A 15,173-nucleotide genomic window follows, 5' to 3' on the forward strand; every position below is an offset into this window, starting at 1 on the left:
ATATCAGGTTTTGTTACCGCATATATCCACCTTTTATATGCACCTGTAAATGTATCTCTAAATTACAAAAACTATTGTAACAGTTGTTACACAGTATATAATAAATAAACATCCGATGATTTTTAGTCTTAATTTTTAAGCTCTGTAACAATTGTTACTGCCTGCGTTATCGTGGTATTCTAATTTTGCCATATCATTTAATTATTGAATTATGGCAACAGATCTTATAGGCTACTTATTAGCCGTTTTGGTAGGTGTTTCATTAGGACTTATCGGTAGCGGCGGCTCCATTCTTACGGTTCCTATTTTGGTGTATGTGATGGGGGTTAATCCCATTTTAGCAACAGCCTACTCTTTATTTGTTGTTGGAACAACTTCTTTAGTAGGTGGTGTTCAGAATGCTATTCAAAAAAAGGTCGATTTTAAAACTGTCTTCATCTTTGGTATTCCATCTATTGTTGCAGTGTATTTAACCCGGGCATATCTGATGCCTTTAATTCCCGATGTACTGTTTTCCGTTGGAGATTTTCAGTTTACAAAACCTATTGCTTTAATGGTGCTTTTTGCCATCGTCATGATCTTTGCTTCCATATCAATGATACGTCCTTGTCCGCATTGTAAAGATGCAGACGCTGGTGAAATAAAATACAACTATCCAATGATTCTGCTGGAAGGAGCATTAGTCGGTACGCTTACCGGATTAGTCGGTGCAGGTGGCGGATTTTTAATTATTCCGGCATTGGTTTTATTGGCAAAAATGCCGATGAAATTAGCCGTAGGGACTTCACTATTTATCATCGCTGCCAAATCACTTTTAGGATTCATAGGAGATGTCCAAGGAGGAGAAATTATTGATTGGACTTTACTATCCATATTTACAGGATTATCGGTTGTCGGAATTTTCATCGGAATCTTCCTATCTAAAAAAATAGAAGGTAACAAACTCAAATCTGCTTTTGGTTGGTTTGTGTTGGTTATGGGAATTTATATCCTTATCAAAGAATTATTCTTATAAAAATAGGTCTTGTAACTTATGTTACTGTGTAGGTTATAAGCAGGTCATAATTTTGTAGTGTAAAATTTAAACAATAAAAAATCATAAAAAATGAAAATAGAACAAATTTATACAGGATGTTTGGCACAGGGAGCTTATTACATCGAAAGCGAAGGAGAAGCCGTTGTTATTGATCCGTTACGCGAGGTAGAACCGTATATAGAAAAAGCAAAAAAAGACGGTGCAAATATTAAGTATGTATTAGAAACACACTTCCATGCAGACTTCGTAAGTGGTCATTTAGACTTGGCTAATAAAACTGGAGCAACAATTGTTTTTGGTCCAACAGCCAAACCGGCATTTGAGGCACACGTTGCAGAAGATGGTGAAATCTTGGAAGTAGGAAACCTCAAGATCAAAGTAATCCATACGCCAGGACACACCATGGAAAGTACATGTTACTTGTTAATTGACGAAAACGGTAAAGAAACCAGCTTGTTTACGGGAGATACCTTATTTATTGGTGATGTGGGTCGTCCTGATTTGGCTCAAAAAGTGATTGCCGATTTGACACAAGAGAAATTAGCCGCTCATTTGTACGATTCATTGCACAACAAAATCATTCCGTTGGCAGACGACATCATTGTCTATCCGGCACACGGAGCAGGATCGGCTTGCGGTAAAAATATGAGTAAGGAAACTACGGATACGTTGGGTAATCAAAAGAAAACTAACTATGCCTTACAACCGATGACTAAAGAAGCTTTTATTGGTCAGGTTTTAGACGGATTGATGCCACCACCGGCCTATTTTCCTGAAAATGTATTGATGAACATCAAAGGTTATGAAAGTATAGATGAAGTACTGCATAAAGGAACACAAGCTTTAAGCCCGACAGAATTTGAAGCGGCAGCTAACGAAACCGATGCCTTGTTACTGGATACGCGTGATGCACAAACATTTGCCAAAGGATTTATCCCGAATTCCATTAACATTGGTATCGATGGAAATTTTGCTCCCTGGGCAGGAACCTTGATTCCTGACATTAAACAAACCATTTTGTTGATTGCTGATGAAGGTCGTGAAGAAGAAATTGTTACCCGTTTGGCACGTGTTGGTTACGACAATACCATTGGTTATCTGAAAGGTGGATTTGAAGCGTGGAAGAATGATGGAAAAGAAACCGACACCATCGAATCTATTTCGGTTGAGGAATTGGCAAAACGAATGGAGCAAAATCCTGATTTAAACATCTTAGATGTACGCAAAAAGAGCGAGCACTTTTCAGAACACGTTTTAGATTCAGAAAACATTGCTTTAGATTATATCAATGACCATATCGCCGAAGTAAGCAAAGACAAAACTTATTACGTACACTGTGCAGGAGGATATCGCTCTATGATTTTCAATTCTATCCTTAGAGCCAGAGGCTATGAAAATCTGATTGATGTTCAGGGCGGATTTACAGCAATCAAAGAATCAGGAAAATTCAAGGTAAGCGATTATGTTTGCCCGACAACGATGCTTTAAAATTTTTGAAAAATGAAACACACAATCGAGGTAGAAAATATAAAATGCGGAGGATGCATGAACAGCATTAGAACAGCTATTATGCAAATGGAAGGTGTACAGGAAGTAAGCATTGATAAAGAAACTGAAACCGTAATCATTGAAGCCAATTCAGATGTAGAGTCGTTTATTCAGAAACTAAACGATTTAGGCTATCCGCAAAAAGGGAATAATTCATTATTAAAAAAGGCAAAGTCTTATGTAAGCTGTGCCGTAGGAAATTTAAAATCTTAAAAATTTAAAAATTATGTTTTTTCAACACGTATATGATAAAAGTTTAGCTCAGGCGAGTTACTTTATAGGTTGTCAGGCTAAAGGCGAAGCCATCGTTATAGATGCTCAAAGAGATATTGATGTCTATCTGGAAATTGCGAAACAAAATAATATGAAAATCACGCACCTCACTGAAACGCATATTCATGCCGACTATCTTTGTGGTTCACGCGAACTGGCAGCGGTAACCGGAGCACAAATGTATCTTTCGGATGAAGGTGGTGAAGACTGGCAATATCAATTTCCGCACGTGGGATTGAAGCACGGAGATAAAATCAGTGTAGGCAATCTTACCTTGGAAGTATTACATACACCCGGACATACACCGGAAAGTATAAGCTTTTTGTTGACGGATCATCCGGCAACAGACAAACCAGTTATGGTATTCACAGGAGATTTTGTGTTTGTAGGCGATATTGGCCGTCCGGATTTATTGGAAAAAGCAGCAGGACTTATCGGTACACAGGAAAAAGGTGCCAAACAAATGTATCAATCAATTCAGCGATTTGCTGAATTACCCGAATACGTGCAGGTATGGCCGGCACACGGTGCAGGTTCGGCTTGTGGTAAGGCTTTGGGAGCAGTTCCAAGTTCCACTGTTGGGTATGAAAAAATCCGAAACTGGGCATTTCAATATGAAAATAACGAAGCTGGATTTATCGAATACCTTTTAGAAGGACAGCCGGAGCCGCCAAAATATTTTGCGATGATGAAGCACTTAAACAAAGTAGATCGTCCACTATTGGTTGAAGTTCCGAAACATCAAAAATTGTCAAAAGAGCAGTTCTTGACGGCTTATAACGACGGACTGAAAGTTATTGATGCACGAGTGAAAACAGATTTTGCCAAAGGATTTATTCCGGGAAGCATCAATATTCAAGGCAACAACTCATTCTCTACATGGGCAGGTTGGTTACTGAATTATCAGGAGCAGTTCGTTTTGGTTGCTGACGATAATCAAATGGAAGATTTAACCCGAAAATTGATGCGTATTGGTTTGGATAATATCTATGGATATATTTCTAATGTAGAAGAATTAGGGTTGGAATTGGAAACCGAAGACATTATCGATATTGAAGAGTTCAAATCTTATATCGGCAATCCAGATGCACAAATTGTAGATGTGAGAGGAGTAACTGAGTACAAGACCTATCACATAGAAGGAGCAGACAATGTTTTCGTAGGTACATTACCTGATAACATAGACAAATTCAGTAAAGAAAAACAAATCGTTATTCATTGCCAAAGTGGTGATAGAGCTACCATTGCACAATCGCTATTGGCAAAATACGGTTTCAAAGACGTAAAAAACTATTCTGGCGGAATGAAAGAATGGATGGCTGTAAACAATTAAGAAAATCCTTTAAATAAATTAAAAATGGAAAATCAAGTAAATACAATGCCAAGAATTGGCGATATAGCGCCTGACTTTGATGCCGTAACTACAACAGGAAATTTAAAATTTTCGGAATATAACAAAGGAAGCTGGGTGATCTTATTCTCGCATCCTGCGGATTTCACGCCCGTTTGTACAACCGAAATGAGCGGTTTTGCTAACGAGAGCGATTTCTTTGAAAAACACAATACCAAACTAATGGGCTTGAGTATCGACAGTATTCACAGTCATATTGCCTGGGTAAATGCAGTTGATGAAAAAACAGGTGTATTGTTCAACTTCCCGATCATTGCGGATCTCGATATGAAAGTCGCTAAACTATACGGAATGCTGCAACCGGGCGAAAGTGAAACAGCTGCCGTTCGTGCAGTTTTCATAATCGATCCCGCAGGAAAAATCCGCTTGATTATGTATTATCCCTTAAATGTAGGTCGTAATATGGACGAGATCAAACGCTCTTTGTTAGCACTTCAAACATCCGATGAATACAAAGTAGCTATGCCACTAAACTGGCAGCCGGGTGATAAAGTAATTGTAGGTGCCCCAAAAACATTGGAAGGGTTGAAAGAACGTAAAGCCGATACAAGCTTAGAGCAAGTGGATTGGTACCTGGCTAAAAAATCAATTTAATCATTAAGAATAAGGAGATTGGCTTTACACAAATTTAAGGTCAGTCTTCTTATCATAAATATTTACATCATATGTTAGCATTATTAGACAAACTTTCTAAAGATAAGTTTTCAGACAAAGATGAGCTGTTTTTGGTTGATGTACGCACTCCTGAAGAATTTAATTCAGGAAGTGTTGACGGTGCCATAAACATACCATTAAGCGTATTGGAACAGGAGTTTTCTCAATTTGAAAATAAAGAAAATATCATTGTTTTCTGCCGCAGCGGAGCAAGAAGTGGAAATGCACAAATCATCCTGCAACGACACGGATTTGAAAATGTAGTGAACGGTGGTCCTTGGCAAAACGTACAGCAAGCCTTGGAAGAATTCAAAACGAAAACTGTTTAACTATGGCACAAGAACATTATTACGAAGTTGATGTAAGGTGGAAAGAAGATAGAATTGGCGAATTGTCATCTCCCGTTTTACAACCAACCATAGAATGTGCCACCCCGCCAGAATTTACGAATGGTGTACCGAATATCTGGTCACCGGAACATCTTTTCGGTGCTGCTATAAACAGCTGTTATATGGCGACTTTTTTGGCTATTGCAGAAAATTTCAAATTACCTTTTACGAGTTTTGAATGTAAAACGGTTTGTAAATTAGAAATGGTTGATAAGAAATTTCAAATCACCGAGGCAGTAATTACACCTGTTGTGCATTTGGAAAACAATGAATTACAAGACAAAGCGTTACGTGTTTTAGAAAAATCCAAGCAAAACTGTTTAGTAACCAACTCTATTAAAACCGAAATTACAGTAGTACCAAAATTTTTATAATCAAGTTATGAAAAATAAAAAACTTGGTGCAGTTTATTTTACATTAATACTATTTGCTATGTTTGGAATATTTAAGTTTTTATTTGGTCAGCAAGACAATACACAACTAAAAGAAGTACTTGCAGATAACGCTTTTTTGGTTGATGTTCGTACACCTTCCGAATTTGCATCTGGAAGCGTAAAGGGAGCAGTAAATATTCCATTGGATAAAGTTTCGGGACAACTATCTAAATTCAAGGGTAAAAAACACATTGTTGTATTTTGCAGAAGTGGTAACCGTAGCAGTCAGGCAAAAAGTATTTTAGAAAAAAACGGTTTTCAAAATGTTGTTAACGGCGGAACTTGGAACAATGTACAGAAAGTAATTACAGATAATTAAGAACAGACAAATGAAAAACTATTTAAGCAAATGGAATTTTATGCGGATTATCCGTCTGGTTTTGGGAATTGTGATCATCGTTCAAGGCATTCAGGCACAACAATGGATGCTTGTTGCTCTGGGTGGATTATTTACACTGATGCCGCTGTTTAATATTGGCTGTTGCGGTACAGCTGGTTGTAGTATCAATTATAGTTCAAGAAAAAACACAAAGACAGAAGACATTACCTACGAAGAAGTAAAATAATGATGATACAGACATTTGTAAAAAAGAACCTTCTAAGCATCATTGGAGTGCCAATTGGTGCACTTGCCGGATTTCTCTATTGGAAATTTGTAGGGTGCAATTCGGGTACTTGTGCCATTACATCCAGTCCAATCAATAGCACGTTATATGGCTCGGTAATGGGAGGTTTGGTATTCTCGATGTTTAAAAACAATAAAAAAGACAAGAATGACATTTCAGGAAATAATTAATCAGGACAAACCGGTTTTAGTAGATTTTTTTGCCGAATGGTGTGGCCCTTGTAAAATGCAGGCTCCTATTTTAGAAGAATTAAAAAACCGAATTGGAGATAAAGCAGCTATTATCAAAATAGATGTAGACAAAAATCAAAGTGTAGCAGCACAATATCAAATTCGCAGTGTGCCTACAATAATTATTTTTAAAAACGGGCAAATAAAATGGAGGCAATCCGGAATTTTTCCGGCCAACGAATTAGAACGTTTGATCGAAGAAAACAGTTAATTCTTTCAAAACAAGATTTTCATTATTATAAGGCATTATTTAAATTTAACAGAAGTAATAAATACCATAACAACATTAAGAAATACAACAAATATCTTTTTATTCTATATTAATTTTGTAGTGTTGTAGTAAAATTAATTTCCAAAATCAATGACCACACATATTCCAACATACAGCATTTGTAATTTAATAGACGAATTTAACAATATGCAGGATTGTGTGGTTCTTGATTTACAAGAATTCATCTCCGAGAAACCCGATTTAGTAACTTCACCCCATCGCCATTCTTTTTATCAGATTTTATTTATTTTAGAAGGCACCGGCGAACATTTTATTGATTTTAAAACCCATACTATTCAAAAAGGTGATTTGTATTTTTTGGTTCCCGGGCAAATTCATAAATGGATTTTTGATGTAACAGCATGTGGCATCGTTATAAACTTTAATCATAATTTTTTCAGCTCGTTTCTGGCAAGAAGAAATTATCTCGAAGATTTTCCTTTTTTTATTGGTAACGGTGAATATTCTAAAGTATCGTTACAAAATAAATTTGTTGATACACAGCAGATATTCAATAAAATACAAACCGAATATAAAGCTTGTAACGAGTGTAGTTGGGATTTATTAAGGTTGTATTTGTTGGAACTTTTTATTATAAGCAACAGGGTAATCAATACAGAACATTTTATCAAAATAGAAAACAAGCACCAGTTTTTGTTGCTTCGGAATTTTGAGAAACTGGTAGAAGAAAATTATAAACAGAAAAAACTTCCGAAAGATTATGCCGAAATGCTTTTTGTTACTCCCAATCATTTAAACGCCTTGTGCCAGAAAATTAAAGGAATTTCGGCAGGTGAACTGATACGCAACCGTATTTTGTTAGAGATTAAACGCTTGTTGGTAAACTCTTCACTAACAATATCCGAAATTGCTTACGAACTTAATTATCAGGATAATTCGTACTTCTCACGGTTCTTTAAAAAAAATACAGGATTCTCTCCCGAAGAATTCAGAGCTTCAAAATATGTGTAAAAAACGAATCTTAAATAAAGATTCGTTTTTTTATTTAAAACCAAATCAGTAAAAAGTACCATAGTAAAACTAATTATGTAAACCTTTATTCTATAAGGGCAAAGTAGCTTTGTGGTATAAAAAAGACTCTCATTAAAAGAAAAGCAAATGGAAAACGATCACCAATCAGAAATCGAGAAAAACTTTAAACCCAAAGGTACCATTGCCTTTTTGGTGCTGCTGTTAATTTTGGCAGCAATGGTTTGGTTTAGTGTGTACAATCTTCAAATAGAACGTCATTAATCAATAACAGAATCAGATATGAACAAGTACGAATTACGGGCTATTCTTTTAAGTGCTTCTTTAATGGGAATATTTCTTTTTGCGATTCTCTACAATGTATATGCACGCAAAATAGATGTGCCTACCTGTATTCCGTATAATGCTTCTTTTCAGAAAGCTGAAATTAAAGAAGTAGATGATTTGCATTATGAAGTGTACATCATTGCTAAAATGTGGACGTTTGATCCGGGTGAAATCATTATTCCGCCGGGAAGCACCGTAGATTTTTATCTTACTTCTGCCGATGTGGTTCACGGTTTCAGTATTGAACGTAAAGGAGTAAACCTAATGGCAGTTCCCGGAGCCGTAAATAAAGTAACGGTACATTTTCCCGATTACGGAACTTACCGTATTGTGTGTCATGAATATTGCGGAATAGGGCATCATAACATGATGGGAAAAATATTAGTAACCAATTTAACGAATTAAAAAAAGAGTGATGAATATTTCAAAATCTTTTCAAAGAACCATACTTACCGGATTATTTATGCCAATGTCGCTTTTTATCCTTGGTGTGTATAATGGCGTAATGCAAACCTTGTACAGAGCAGGTGTTTTGCAACAGGAAGCGGTTGCCGGAATTAATTATTATCAAGGTTTAACAATGCATGGTGTTATTAACGCTATTGTATTAACAACATTCTTCGCCGTAGTTTTCGGACATGTAATTATGGGGCATTATCTTAAAAAAGAGCCTCCTAAATGGTCTTATCAAACTTCTATGATTTTAATGGTTGTAGGAACATTGATCGATGTTGTTTTAATGGTTTTAGGAAAGGCACAAGCATTGTACACTTTTTATGCACCTTTAAAAAACTCGCCGCTTTTTTATGTAGGTACCTCACTTTTAATTATTGGTAGCTGGATTGCTTTTTTCGGTTGGATTGCTACTTATAAAGAGTGGAGAAAAGAAAACCCTGATGCCAAAATGCCTATTGCTGTTTTAGCTACTTTTGTAAACTTTACCATGTGGGTAATTGCTTCTATTCCGGTAGCTTATGAATCGTTAGTGATTTTATTGCCGTGGTCTGCCGGTTGGACAGAAGACATCAATGTTCCGCTTACACGTATGCTTTTCTGGATGTTTGGGCACCCGTTGGTTTATTTCTGGTTATTGCCTGCTTATACGGCATTTTATACTATTTTGCCTAAAGTAAGTGGGGGAAAACTTTATTCGGGTAACGCAGCCCGTATGGCATTTTTACTGTTTTTGATACTATCTACACCTGTTGGAGTTCACCACCAATTTAGTGAACCGGTAATGGAACAGGGAACCAAAATGTGGGTAAGCATTCTTACGTTTGCAGTTTCTATTCCGAGTTTTATGACGGCTTTTACCGTTGGTGCTTCGTTAGAGGTTGCCGGTAGAAAAAGAGGTGCAAAGGGATTATTAAACTGGATGACACATTTGCCATGGTTTGATTCTAAAAACTATCTTTTTGGATATTTTATCTGTGGATTGCTACTGTTCATATTTGGTGGATTATCAGGAATTGTAAATGCGTCTTATGCCTTAAATCAAATGGTTCACAATACAGGTTGGGTTCCCGGGCACTTTCATATGACGGTTGCCGGACCAACATTATTAGTAATACTGGGAATGAGTATTTATATGTACAGTAAGGTTTCAGGCAAAAAAATAAAAATGTTATCTGTTGTTACCATTGTACCTTATTTATGGCTAATTGGTACAGCTTTACTTTCTCACGGATTAATGGCAGGTGGATTAATGGGCGAACCCCGAAGAACCAATTTAGGAATGTCGTACACCAATCCATCGCACGAATTGTTTAATCAATATTGGGTGCCATCTACTACTACAACTATGGTAGGTGGTATCATGATGGGAGTGGCTGCATTGTTATATTTTATTGCTTTTTTTTCAACTGCTTTTGGAAAAAGCACAGAACAAGCTTCTGTTGAACTTCCCGAAGCAGAAGAATTGCATAGCGAAAAACCAATTCCTTTATTACACAATATGAAACCGTGGATTATTGTCAGCATCATTCTTACGTTGATTACTTATTTACCATCTTTAAAAAATGTGTTCAAATACAGTCAACCAGTTCCAAACAAGTTTGAAGCAGAAAGTCCGGTTAATACAACGAAAGTAGATCAAAAAACAAAACAAATTTCTTCTGAAAATGAAAAAACTAAGTAAAAAAGCATGGATACTTTTCTTTAGTCTGGCAATTGTTTTGCCAACGGCGGTATTTTTCACAATGCGTTACTATCAACAAAATATATCAGAGTTACCGTATTACGCAGAGAATTATACCATACAAAATAATGTTCCCGATTTTAAAGTTCCAGAATATCAATTTATAAATCAAGATAGTTTACCAGTTGATCATTCATTTACTGACGGAAAAATCTGGGTGGCTCATTATTTTTTCACTACTTGCCCGACCATTTGTCCGGCGATGATTTCCGGAATTTCAGATGTTCAGGAACATTTCAAAGAAAATGATGAGGTTCGTATTGTTTCTTTCACAGTAAATCCGGAAACAGACACGCCTGAAGTTCTCAAAAATTATGCTGAAGACAAAGGGATAGATACCCGGCAATGGCAATTAGCAACCGGAGATAAAAAGTTGTTGTACCGCTTTGCCCGAAAGGGATTGTTTATTGAAGCTACCGACGGAGACGGAGGTGCAAATGATTTTATACATAGTGAAAAATTGGTTTTAATAGACCGTGAAAATCGCATCAGAGGCTATTATGATGGAACGGAAACCTCTGATATAAAACTTTTGATTAACGACATTCAGCGTTTGCTGGAAGAAAAAAAATAAAGACAGATGAAAAAGATTTTCAAATTTATGCCGATACTGTTTTTAGTAACTTTTTCTGTTAATGCTCAGGAAGGTGCTGAGGCAGGTAAAGCAATTTTCAACAATCGTTGTGCTTCCTGTCACGCAGTAGGAAAAAAATTAGTAGGGCCCGATTTAAAAGATGTAGATCAACGACATAATCAGGAATGGATTGTAAACTTTGTACGCCACTCACAGCAAGTTATCAAATCAGGTGACAAAGCCGCAGTAACTTTATTTGAAGAGTATAACAAAACCCTAATGCCTGACCATTTAGATCTTACAGCTGCCGATATTGATCATATTCTTAATTTTATTAAAGAAGAATCGGTAAAAGTAGCGAATGCACCATCATCTCCAATAGTGCCCGATCGGTACAAACCTTACAAAGGCGAAAGCAGCTTATGGCACCAGATATTGTATTTGGATTTACCAGGAAATCATACTCCGGTTACTAAAAACGATACGCAATTCTGGTTTGTTTTAACGGTTATTTTTATAGTGATTGTTTCTGTATTTTATGCTGTTGTAAAAGTAAATCAGTTTGTAGATAAATTAGACAAAAATAATCCGCCTTCAAATCAATAGAAAGCGGATTATCTTTTGTTATCTAAAACGATACCCCGTTTCAGCCATTTGAGAGAACGCATTCGTGCCTAAATCTACTGCGATGGAACGACCGTCCAACACAGGACTTACGGTACCTTTCACTTTCAGGTATTCTTCTACAGCATCGTGTAAAGTATAATCTTTGATCTGTACATTTTTACCATTTGGCATACGGCACAAAACGTGTAAAGGTTCTCCGGTACGGTTACACGAAGCCATTTTATAGGTTTTATCAAGTTCCATTGGCTTGCCCTGAATGGTTACTTCAATTACACGTTCGCCCATTTCTTTTGAGCTGTCGAACTTTAAGGTCATTCCCGAAAAACGAACCAGCCAACCGCCAAACCTCTTAGACGGATCTTTGGCAAAAACATTGTTGATTTCTTTTTCTAACCAATTTTTGATTTGCTGACCGCTTACTTCGCCTATTTTCATATGTTCGTCCACAGGTAGCATTCGCCATAGATCTTCTTTTGTAATGGCTTTTTTACCACTTTCATCGGGAACGATCGGCACACCAAAACGAAAACCATTAGATGTAGCAAAATCCGCTCCCGATTTCCAAAGCAAGGCATCGGTAATCATATTGTCCATTGGGTTTTCTACCACTAAATAGCGATACATAGGAGTACTGGTATAACCCAAAACACGCTGCATATCGTTTTTATAAGGAGTAATTGATTGATTGACCAATTGTTGTACTTCAGCATCGGCGGGATATTTTTCGGGATCAACTTCCATCAGTTCATAATCATAACCAACGATTTTTTTGTTTTTGACTTTTAAGTTCAATTTTCCTACAAACGAACCAAAAGCACCCGGTTCTACAACCGTTGTAAATTTACCTTTTATTGGTTTTCGGATGCGTTCGTGTGTGTCGTTTCCAAAGATAAAATCCACACCTTGTACCGCAGGATTATTTGCCAATAATACTTGTTTGGAAATGCCAATATGTGCCACCAGAAAGAGCAAATCCACTTTTTGGTTCTCTTTAAGCTCTTTGATGAGCTCTTTTAGGTTATTTTCTACTTCGGTGAATTTTAATCCTTCGCTGAAACCGGGATTTTGACGTATCGGTACTTCAGGGTCATTGTAAGCGATAAAGCCCATTTTCACACCTTTCTTTTCGGTAATCCAATACGGTGGAAAGATTGGTTGCTGATCTTTTTCGTGAAACATATTCGATACAATGATATTGGTTTTGTAGCCATTCATCACATCTAGCATCACCTGTTTGCCATAAATAACTTCCCAGTTGCCCGGAATCAATAAATCATAATTCATAGATTGGATGAGGGTAGGAAATATTTTCCCTTCAGATTGTACACTTTCGCCACTTCCTTGTATCAAATCGCCACCATCTATAAAAATAGTTCCATTAGGGTTTTCTTTACGAACCGATTCTACCAATGTTTTTATATTGGCTAATCCACCTGCATTTCTAAACACAATGGAATCATTCTCTACAAACAACTCCGAATGCGGATTGAGATAAGCGTGTATATCGGCAGTTTGAAGAATGGTTATTGTTTCTTCGCCTTGATTTTGCGTATTGTTGCAGGAGGTCAGTAACACCGAGCCCACAATTATTCCTATTAAACTTTTCATCATCATAAATTTTAAAGTGTTATGGTTTTAAAACCTGATTCCTGCAAACCAAAAAGGTAAGTAAAGCCGTTAGGTGTAGTTAGAATTGATGAATGATATTGCGATTTTTTCACACCTAATTTTTCCATTGCAAATTCGCAAACAACAATTTTAACGCCTGCTTTTTGAGCTTTTTCAATGAATGGTTGTAATTCCGGATTTTCAGTCAAATCCTTAACGACTTCCCCGATAAGCACAATTTCAAATTGTATTTTCGGACTTTTGGCTTTGTATTCTTCACCTGTCATAACCGATACCATAAAATGCTTGTAGTTCTGAACTAATAAGGCATATTTTCCATTCTTTTTAATGGCATTTTCGACCTGAGATGTTGTTCTATTTTGTGCTTTTACATCGTTGAAAAGTGAAATTCCTACAAGGAATAGAGCTATTATTATGATTTGTTTTTTCATTTTAAAATTTGTTTAAATGTTATTACTATTTGTTATAAAGACTGAATGATTTCGGATTGTTGAGGATAAAAAACAATAGCCCTCCAAATAAGGCAATGTTTTTCCACAGCGGTCCGTGCATTAACCCATTTCCCATTTGTATTGTTATCGTAATGGGAATAAGTGTTATGAAAAGAAGGATTGCCGACCAACGGGTAAATATTCCCAACAAAAAAGCAGTTCCGAAAATAAGGAGTACATATCCCGATAAAATCCCTAAAAAATGGGGATCTCCGAAAAAGGTTGCAAAACCACTATAATTTGCATTTTGAATACGTTGGGTTACGCCTTCGGGGTGGATAAGATGCGAAACGCCTGCAACGATAAATATACCGCTGAGTGCCATACGCAACAATAAAACAGATAATCCGCTTATCTGGATTTGTTTTTCCATTTATAATTATGATTTGATTGATACTAATTGAAACCGATGCTGTTCAAAACAGCGGATTTATCAGGGTATCAAATCAAGAATTGTTGATTGCGGATATGTATAGGAATTTTCTCTTTAAATAAATGATATTGGTCTAAGACAGGAAAAATAAGATGAGCAACAATCCTGTCTTTTTGTATAAAAGAGAATGGAGGTATGTGTTTTTTGAAAACTTGCTGTTTCTCTTTTTTGTTAGATTTTATGTAGCTGGAACAGAAAGATGCACAACCTATTTTAGCAGAATTATTTTTTGCGGATTGATTACTTTCAATATTGAACTGCTGTTTCAGATCTCTTTTTACCGAACACGGAATAGCCAAAATAATCGTTAATAAAACGATTACGATTTTCCGGTATGTATTTAGAAACTGAAACATAATCAACTTAACACAGTTTAAAATTGCATCAAAAATAACAAAATCATATTCATTGGTTTGTAACCAATGTTACACATTGAAAATTTCAGATAAACTATTTTTGAAACAAAAGAACGTGAATTTGAGAATATTAACATTATTATTACTACTAACCGTAGTTTCTTGTCAGCAAAATACACCTCGTGATAAAGATATTTCTATATTAAAAGACAAGGCTGATTCCATCTCAACCCTTTCACAAAATGTTCTGTTACAAAATGTAGCTGGTGCAATAAAAAAAGGCGGAACTGAATATGCCGTAGATTTCTGCCAAGTTGAAGCTATACCTATTACTGATTCATTATCAAAAGAAGTTAAGATGTATATTCAACGTATCACAGATAAAAACAGAAATCCCAAAAATAATCTTAAAACAAAAAACGATCGTACTATTTTTGACGAATTCAAAAGAAAGTCTGAATTGTTTGATACATTACTGATAGAAGAAAAACAATATGTGTATTACAAACGAATCAATCTTGCAATGCCTACCTGTTTGAAGTGTCATGGAAATCCACAAACTGATATAGAGAACAAAACCTTACAAAAAATAAACTTATTATACCCAAATGATAAAGCTGTTGGTTATAAGTTAAATGACTTTAGGGGGCTTTGGAAAATAGAGATCCCAAAGTAGT

21 protein-coding genes are annotated in these 15,173 nt (G+C 36.1%); 18 read left to right on the forward strand and 3 right to left on the reverse strand.

The features are described 5' to 3' along the window. The first annotated feature begins 211 nt into the window (after window positions 1-211). The 17 genes from ACFSAH_RS08010 to ACFSAH_RS08090 all read left to right on the forward strand — a co-directional run bounded on the left by ACFSAH_RS08010 (window position 212) and on the right by ACFSAH_RS08090 (window position 11,566). The gene (locus ACFSAH_RS08010; protein WP_379662195.1) at window positions 212-1,015 is read left to right on the forward strand and encodes a sulfite exporter TauE/SafE family protein; all 804 of its coding nucleotides are present in this window, start codon (window positions 212-214) and stop codon (window positions 1,013-1,015) included. Between the two features lie 90 nt (window positions 1,016-1,105). Further along, window positions 1,106-2,524, forward strand: coding sequence for an MBL fold metallo-hydrolase (locus ACFSAH_RS08015; RefSeq protein WP_379662196.1), 1,419 nt, complete (start codon window positions 1,106-1,108; stop codon window positions 2,522-2,524). 12 nt (window positions 2,525-2,536) lie between these two features. Continuing rightward, on the forward strand, window positions 2,537-2,797 hold the full coding sequence (locus tag ACFSAH_RS08020) for a heavy-metal-associated domain-containing protein (protein ID WP_379662197.1): 261 nt from the start codon (window positions 2,537-2,539) through the stop codon (window positions 2,795-2,797). A gap of 13 nt (window positions 2,798-2,810) precedes the next feature. Beyond that, the gene (locus ACFSAH_RS08025) at window positions 2,811-4,190 is read left to right on the forward strand and encodes an MBL fold metallo-hydrolase (protein WP_379662198.1); all 1,380 of its coding nucleotides are present in this window, start codon (window positions 2,811-2,813) and stop codon (window positions 4,188-4,190) included. A gap of 24 nt (window positions 4,191-4,214) precedes the next feature. After that, window positions 4,215-4,862, forward strand: coding sequence for a peroxiredoxin (locus ACFSAH_RS08030; protein ID WP_379662199.1), 648 nt, complete (start codon window positions 4,215-4,217; stop codon window positions 4,860-4,862). Window positions 4,863-4,933: 71 nt separating this feature from the next. Then, on the forward strand, window positions 4,934-5,251 hold the full coding sequence (locus ACFSAH_RS08035; RefSeq protein WP_379662200.1) for a rhodanese-like domain-containing protein: 318 nt from the start codon (window positions 4,934-4,936) through the stop codon (window positions 5,249-5,251). Between the two features lie 2 nt (window positions 5,252-5,253). After that, window positions 5,254-5,685, forward strand: coding sequence for an OsmC family protein (locus tag ACFSAH_RS08040; RefSeq protein WP_379662201.1), 432 nt, complete (start codon window positions 5,254-5,256; stop codon window positions 5,683-5,685). A gap of 7 nt (window positions 5,686-5,692) precedes the next feature. Further along, a complete protein-coding gene (locus tag ACFSAH_RS08045) occupies window positions 5,693-6,064 on the forward strand; it encodes a rhodanese-like domain-containing protein (protein ID WP_379662202.1) in 372 nt (123 codons plus the stop codon). A gap of 10 nt (window positions 6,065-6,074) precedes the next feature. Continuing rightward, window positions 6,075-6,311, forward strand: a complete 237-nt coding sequence (locus ACFSAH_RS08050; RefSeq protein WP_379662203.1) for a hypothetical protein — start codon at window positions 6,075-6,077, stop codon at window positions 6,309-6,311. After that, the gene (locus ACFSAH_RS08055; RefSeq protein ID WP_379662204.1) at window positions 6,311-6,541 is read left to right on the forward strand and encodes a DUF6132 family protein; all 231 of its coding nucleotides are present in this window, start codon (window positions 6,311-6,313) and stop codon (window positions 6,539-6,541) included. The genes ACFSAH_RS08050 and ACFSAH_RS08055 overlap by 1 nt, the downstream gene beginning before the upstream one ends. Continuing rightward, window positions 6,519-6,812 (forward strand): thioredoxin, encoded by a 294-nt coding sequence (trxA, locus tag ACFSAH_RS08060; protein WP_379662205.1) that lies wholly within the window; start codon window positions 6,519-6,521, stop codon window positions 6,810-6,812. Before ACFSAH_RS08055 ends, trxA begins: the two co-directional genes overlap by 23 nt. Window positions 6,813-6,962: 150 nt before the next feature. After that, entirely contained in the window at window positions 6,963-7,844 is an 882-nt protein-coding gene (locus ACFSAH_RS08065; protein WP_379662206.1) for a helix-turn-helix domain-containing protein, read from the forward strand. Between the two features lie 147 nt (window positions 7,845-7,991). Continuing rightward, complete coding sequence (locus ACFSAH_RS08070) at window positions 7,992-8,126, forward strand: hypothetical protein (protein WP_379662207.1); 135 nt, start codon at window positions 7,992-7,994, stop codon at window positions 8,124-8,126. Window positions 8,127-8,144: 18 nt separating this feature from the next. Then, window positions 8,145-8,594, forward strand: coding sequence for a cytochrome c oxidase subunit II (locus tag ACFSAH_RS08075; protein WP_379662208.1), 450 nt, complete (start codon window positions 8,145-8,147; stop codon window positions 8,592-8,594). Window positions 8,595-8,604: 10 nt separating this feature from the next. Continuing rightward, the gene (locus ACFSAH_RS08080; RefSeq protein ID WP_379662209.1) at window positions 8,605-10,326 is read left to right on the forward strand and encodes a cbb3-type cytochrome c oxidase subunit I; all 1,722 of its coding nucleotides are present in this window, start codon (window positions 8,605-8,607) and stop codon (window positions 10,324-10,326) included. Next, window positions 10,310-10,960 (forward strand): SCO family protein, encoded by a 651-nt coding sequence (locus tag ACFSAH_RS08085; RefSeq protein ID WP_379662210.1) that lies wholly within the window; start codon window positions 10,310-10,312, stop codon window positions 10,958-10,960. The genes ACFSAH_RS08080 and ACFSAH_RS08085 overlap by 17 nt, the downstream gene beginning before the upstream one ends. Window positions 10,961-10,966: 6 nt before the next feature. Continuing rightward, the gene (locus ACFSAH_RS08090) at window positions 10,967-11,566 is read left to right on the forward strand and encodes a c-type cytochrome (protein ID WP_379662211.1); all 600 of its coding nucleotides are present in this window, start codon (window positions 10,967-10,969) and stop codon (window positions 11,564-11,566) included. An 18-nt stretch (window positions 11,567-11,584) separates the two neighbouring features. On the opposite strand, the gene ACFSAH_RS08095 is transcribed toward ACFSAH_RS08090, so the two are convergent. From ACFSAH_RS08095 to ACFSAH_RS08105, 3 genes are read right to left on the reverse strand one after another with little or no spacing between them, the layout of a single operon-like run. Continuing rightward, on the reverse strand, window positions 11,585-13,201 hold the full coding sequence (locus tag ACFSAH_RS08095; RefSeq protein ID WP_379662212.1) for a bifunctional metallophosphatase/5'-nucleotidase: 1,617 nt from the start codon (window positions 13,199-13,201) through the stop codon (window positions 11,585-11,587). A 5-nt stretch (window positions 13,202-13,206) separates the two neighbouring features. Continuing rightward, window positions 13,207-13,647 carry a DsrE family protein gene (locus ACFSAH_RS08100; protein WP_379662213.1) on the reverse strand — a complete coding sequence of 147 codons (441 nt, stop codon included), beginning with the start codon at window positions 13,645-13,647 and terminating at the stop codon, window positions 13,207-13,209. Between the two features lie 25 nt (window positions 13,648-13,672). Then, window positions 13,673-14,080 carry a DoxX family protein gene (locus tag ACFSAH_RS08105; RefSeq protein ID WP_379662214.1) on the reverse strand — a complete coding sequence of 136 codons (408 nt, stop codon included), beginning with the start codon at window positions 14,078-14,080 and terminating at the stop codon, window positions 13,673-13,675. Between the two features lie 537 nt (window positions 14,081-14,617). On the opposite strand from ACFSAH_RS08105, the gene ACFSAH_RS08110 reads away from it, so the two are divergent. Beyond that, window positions 14,618-15,172, forward strand: a complete 555-nt coding sequence (locus ACFSAH_RS08110) for a Tll0287-like domain-containing protein (protein ID WP_379662215.1) — start codon at window positions 14,618-14,620, stop codon at window positions 15,170-15,172. The last annotated feature ends 1 nt before the right edge of the window (window position 15,173 follow it).

It is taken from the genome of Pseudopedobacter beijingensis (genome assembly GCF_042678145.1).
GTDB classification, from domain to species: Bacteria; Bacteroidota; Bacteroidia; order Sphingobacteriales; family Sphingobacteriaceae; genus Pseudopedobacter; species Pseudopedobacter beijingensis.

Bases quoted from the DNA above. Each gene is read 5' to 3' on its own strand.
- ACFSAH_RS08010 (WP_379662195.1), top strand. From the start codon at position 212: ATGGCAACAGATCTTATAGGCTACTTATTAGCCGTTTTGGTAGGTGTT.
- ACFSAH_RS08015 (WP_379662196.1), top strand. From the start codon at position 1,106: ATGAAAATAGAACAAATTTATACAGGATGTTTGGCACAGGGAGCTTAT.
- ACFSAH_RS08020 (WP_379662197.1), top strand. From the start codon at position 2,537: ATGAAACACACAATCGAGGTAGAAAATATAAAATGCGGAGGATGCATG.
- ACFSAH_RS08025 (WP_379662198.1), top strand. From the start codon at position 2,811: ATGTTTTTTCAACACGTATATGATAAAAGTTTAGCTCAGGCGAGTTAC.
- ACFSAH_RS08030 (WP_379662199.1), top strand. From the start codon at position 4,215: ATGGAAAATCAAGTAAATACAATGCCAAGAATTGGCGATATAGCGCCT.
- ACFSAH_RS08035 (WP_379662200.1), top strand. From the start codon at position 4,934: ATGTTAGCATTATTAGACAAACTTTCTAAAGATAAGTTTTCAGACAAA.
- ACFSAH_RS08040 (WP_379662201.1), top strand. From the start codon at position 5,254: ATGGCACAAGAACATTATTACGAAGTTGATGTAAGGTGGAAAGAAGAT.
- ACFSAH_RS08045 (WP_379662202.1), top strand. From the start codon at position 5,693: ATGAAAAATAAAAAACTTGGTGCAGTTTATTTTACATTAATACTATTT.
- ACFSAH_RS08050 (WP_379662203.1), top strand. From the start codon at position 6,075: ATGAAAAACTATTTAAGCAAATGGAATTTTATGCGGATTATCCGTCTG.
- ACFSAH_RS08055 (WP_379662204.1), top strand. From the start codon at position 6,311: ATGATGATACAGACATTTGTAAAAAAGAACCTTCTAAGCATCATTGGA.
- trxA (WP_379662205.1), top strand. From the start codon at position 6,519: ATGACATTTCAGGAAATAATTAATCAGGACAAACCGGTTTTAGTAGAT.
- ACFSAH_RS08065 (WP_379662206.1), top strand. From the start codon at position 6,963: ATGACCACACATATTCCAACATACAGCATTTGTAATTTAATAGACGAA.
- ACFSAH_RS08070 (WP_379662207.1), top strand. From the start codon at position 7,992: ATGGAAAACGATCACCAATCAGAAATCGAGAAAAACTTTAAACCCAAA.
- ACFSAH_RS08075 (WP_379662208.1), top strand. From the start codon at position 8,145: ATGAACAAGTACGAATTACGGGCTATTCTTTTAAGTGCTTCTTTAATG.
- ACFSAH_RS08080 (WP_379662209.1), top strand. From the start codon at position 8,605: ATGAATATTTCAAAATCTTTTCAAAGAACCATACTTACCGGATTATTT.
- ACFSAH_RS08085 (WP_379662210.1), top strand. From the start codon at position 10,310: ATGAAAAAACTAAGTAAAAAAGCATGGATACTTTTCTTTAGTCTGGCA.
- ACFSAH_RS08090 (WP_379662211.1), top strand. From the start codon at position 10,967: ATGAAAAAGATTTTCAAATTTATGCCGATACTGTTTTTAGTAACTTTT.
- ACFSAH_RS08095 (WP_379662212.1), bottom strand. From the start codon at position 13,201: ATGATGATGAAAAGTTTAATAGGAATAATTGTGGGCTCGGTGTTACTG.
- ACFSAH_RS08100 (WP_379662213.1), bottom strand. From the start codon at position 13,647: ATGAAAAAACAAATCATAATAATAGCTCTATTCCTTGTAGGAATTTCA.
- ACFSAH_RS08105 (WP_379662214.1), bottom strand. From the start codon at position 14,080: ATGGAAAAACAAATCCAGATAAGCGGATTATCTGTTTTATTGTTGCGT.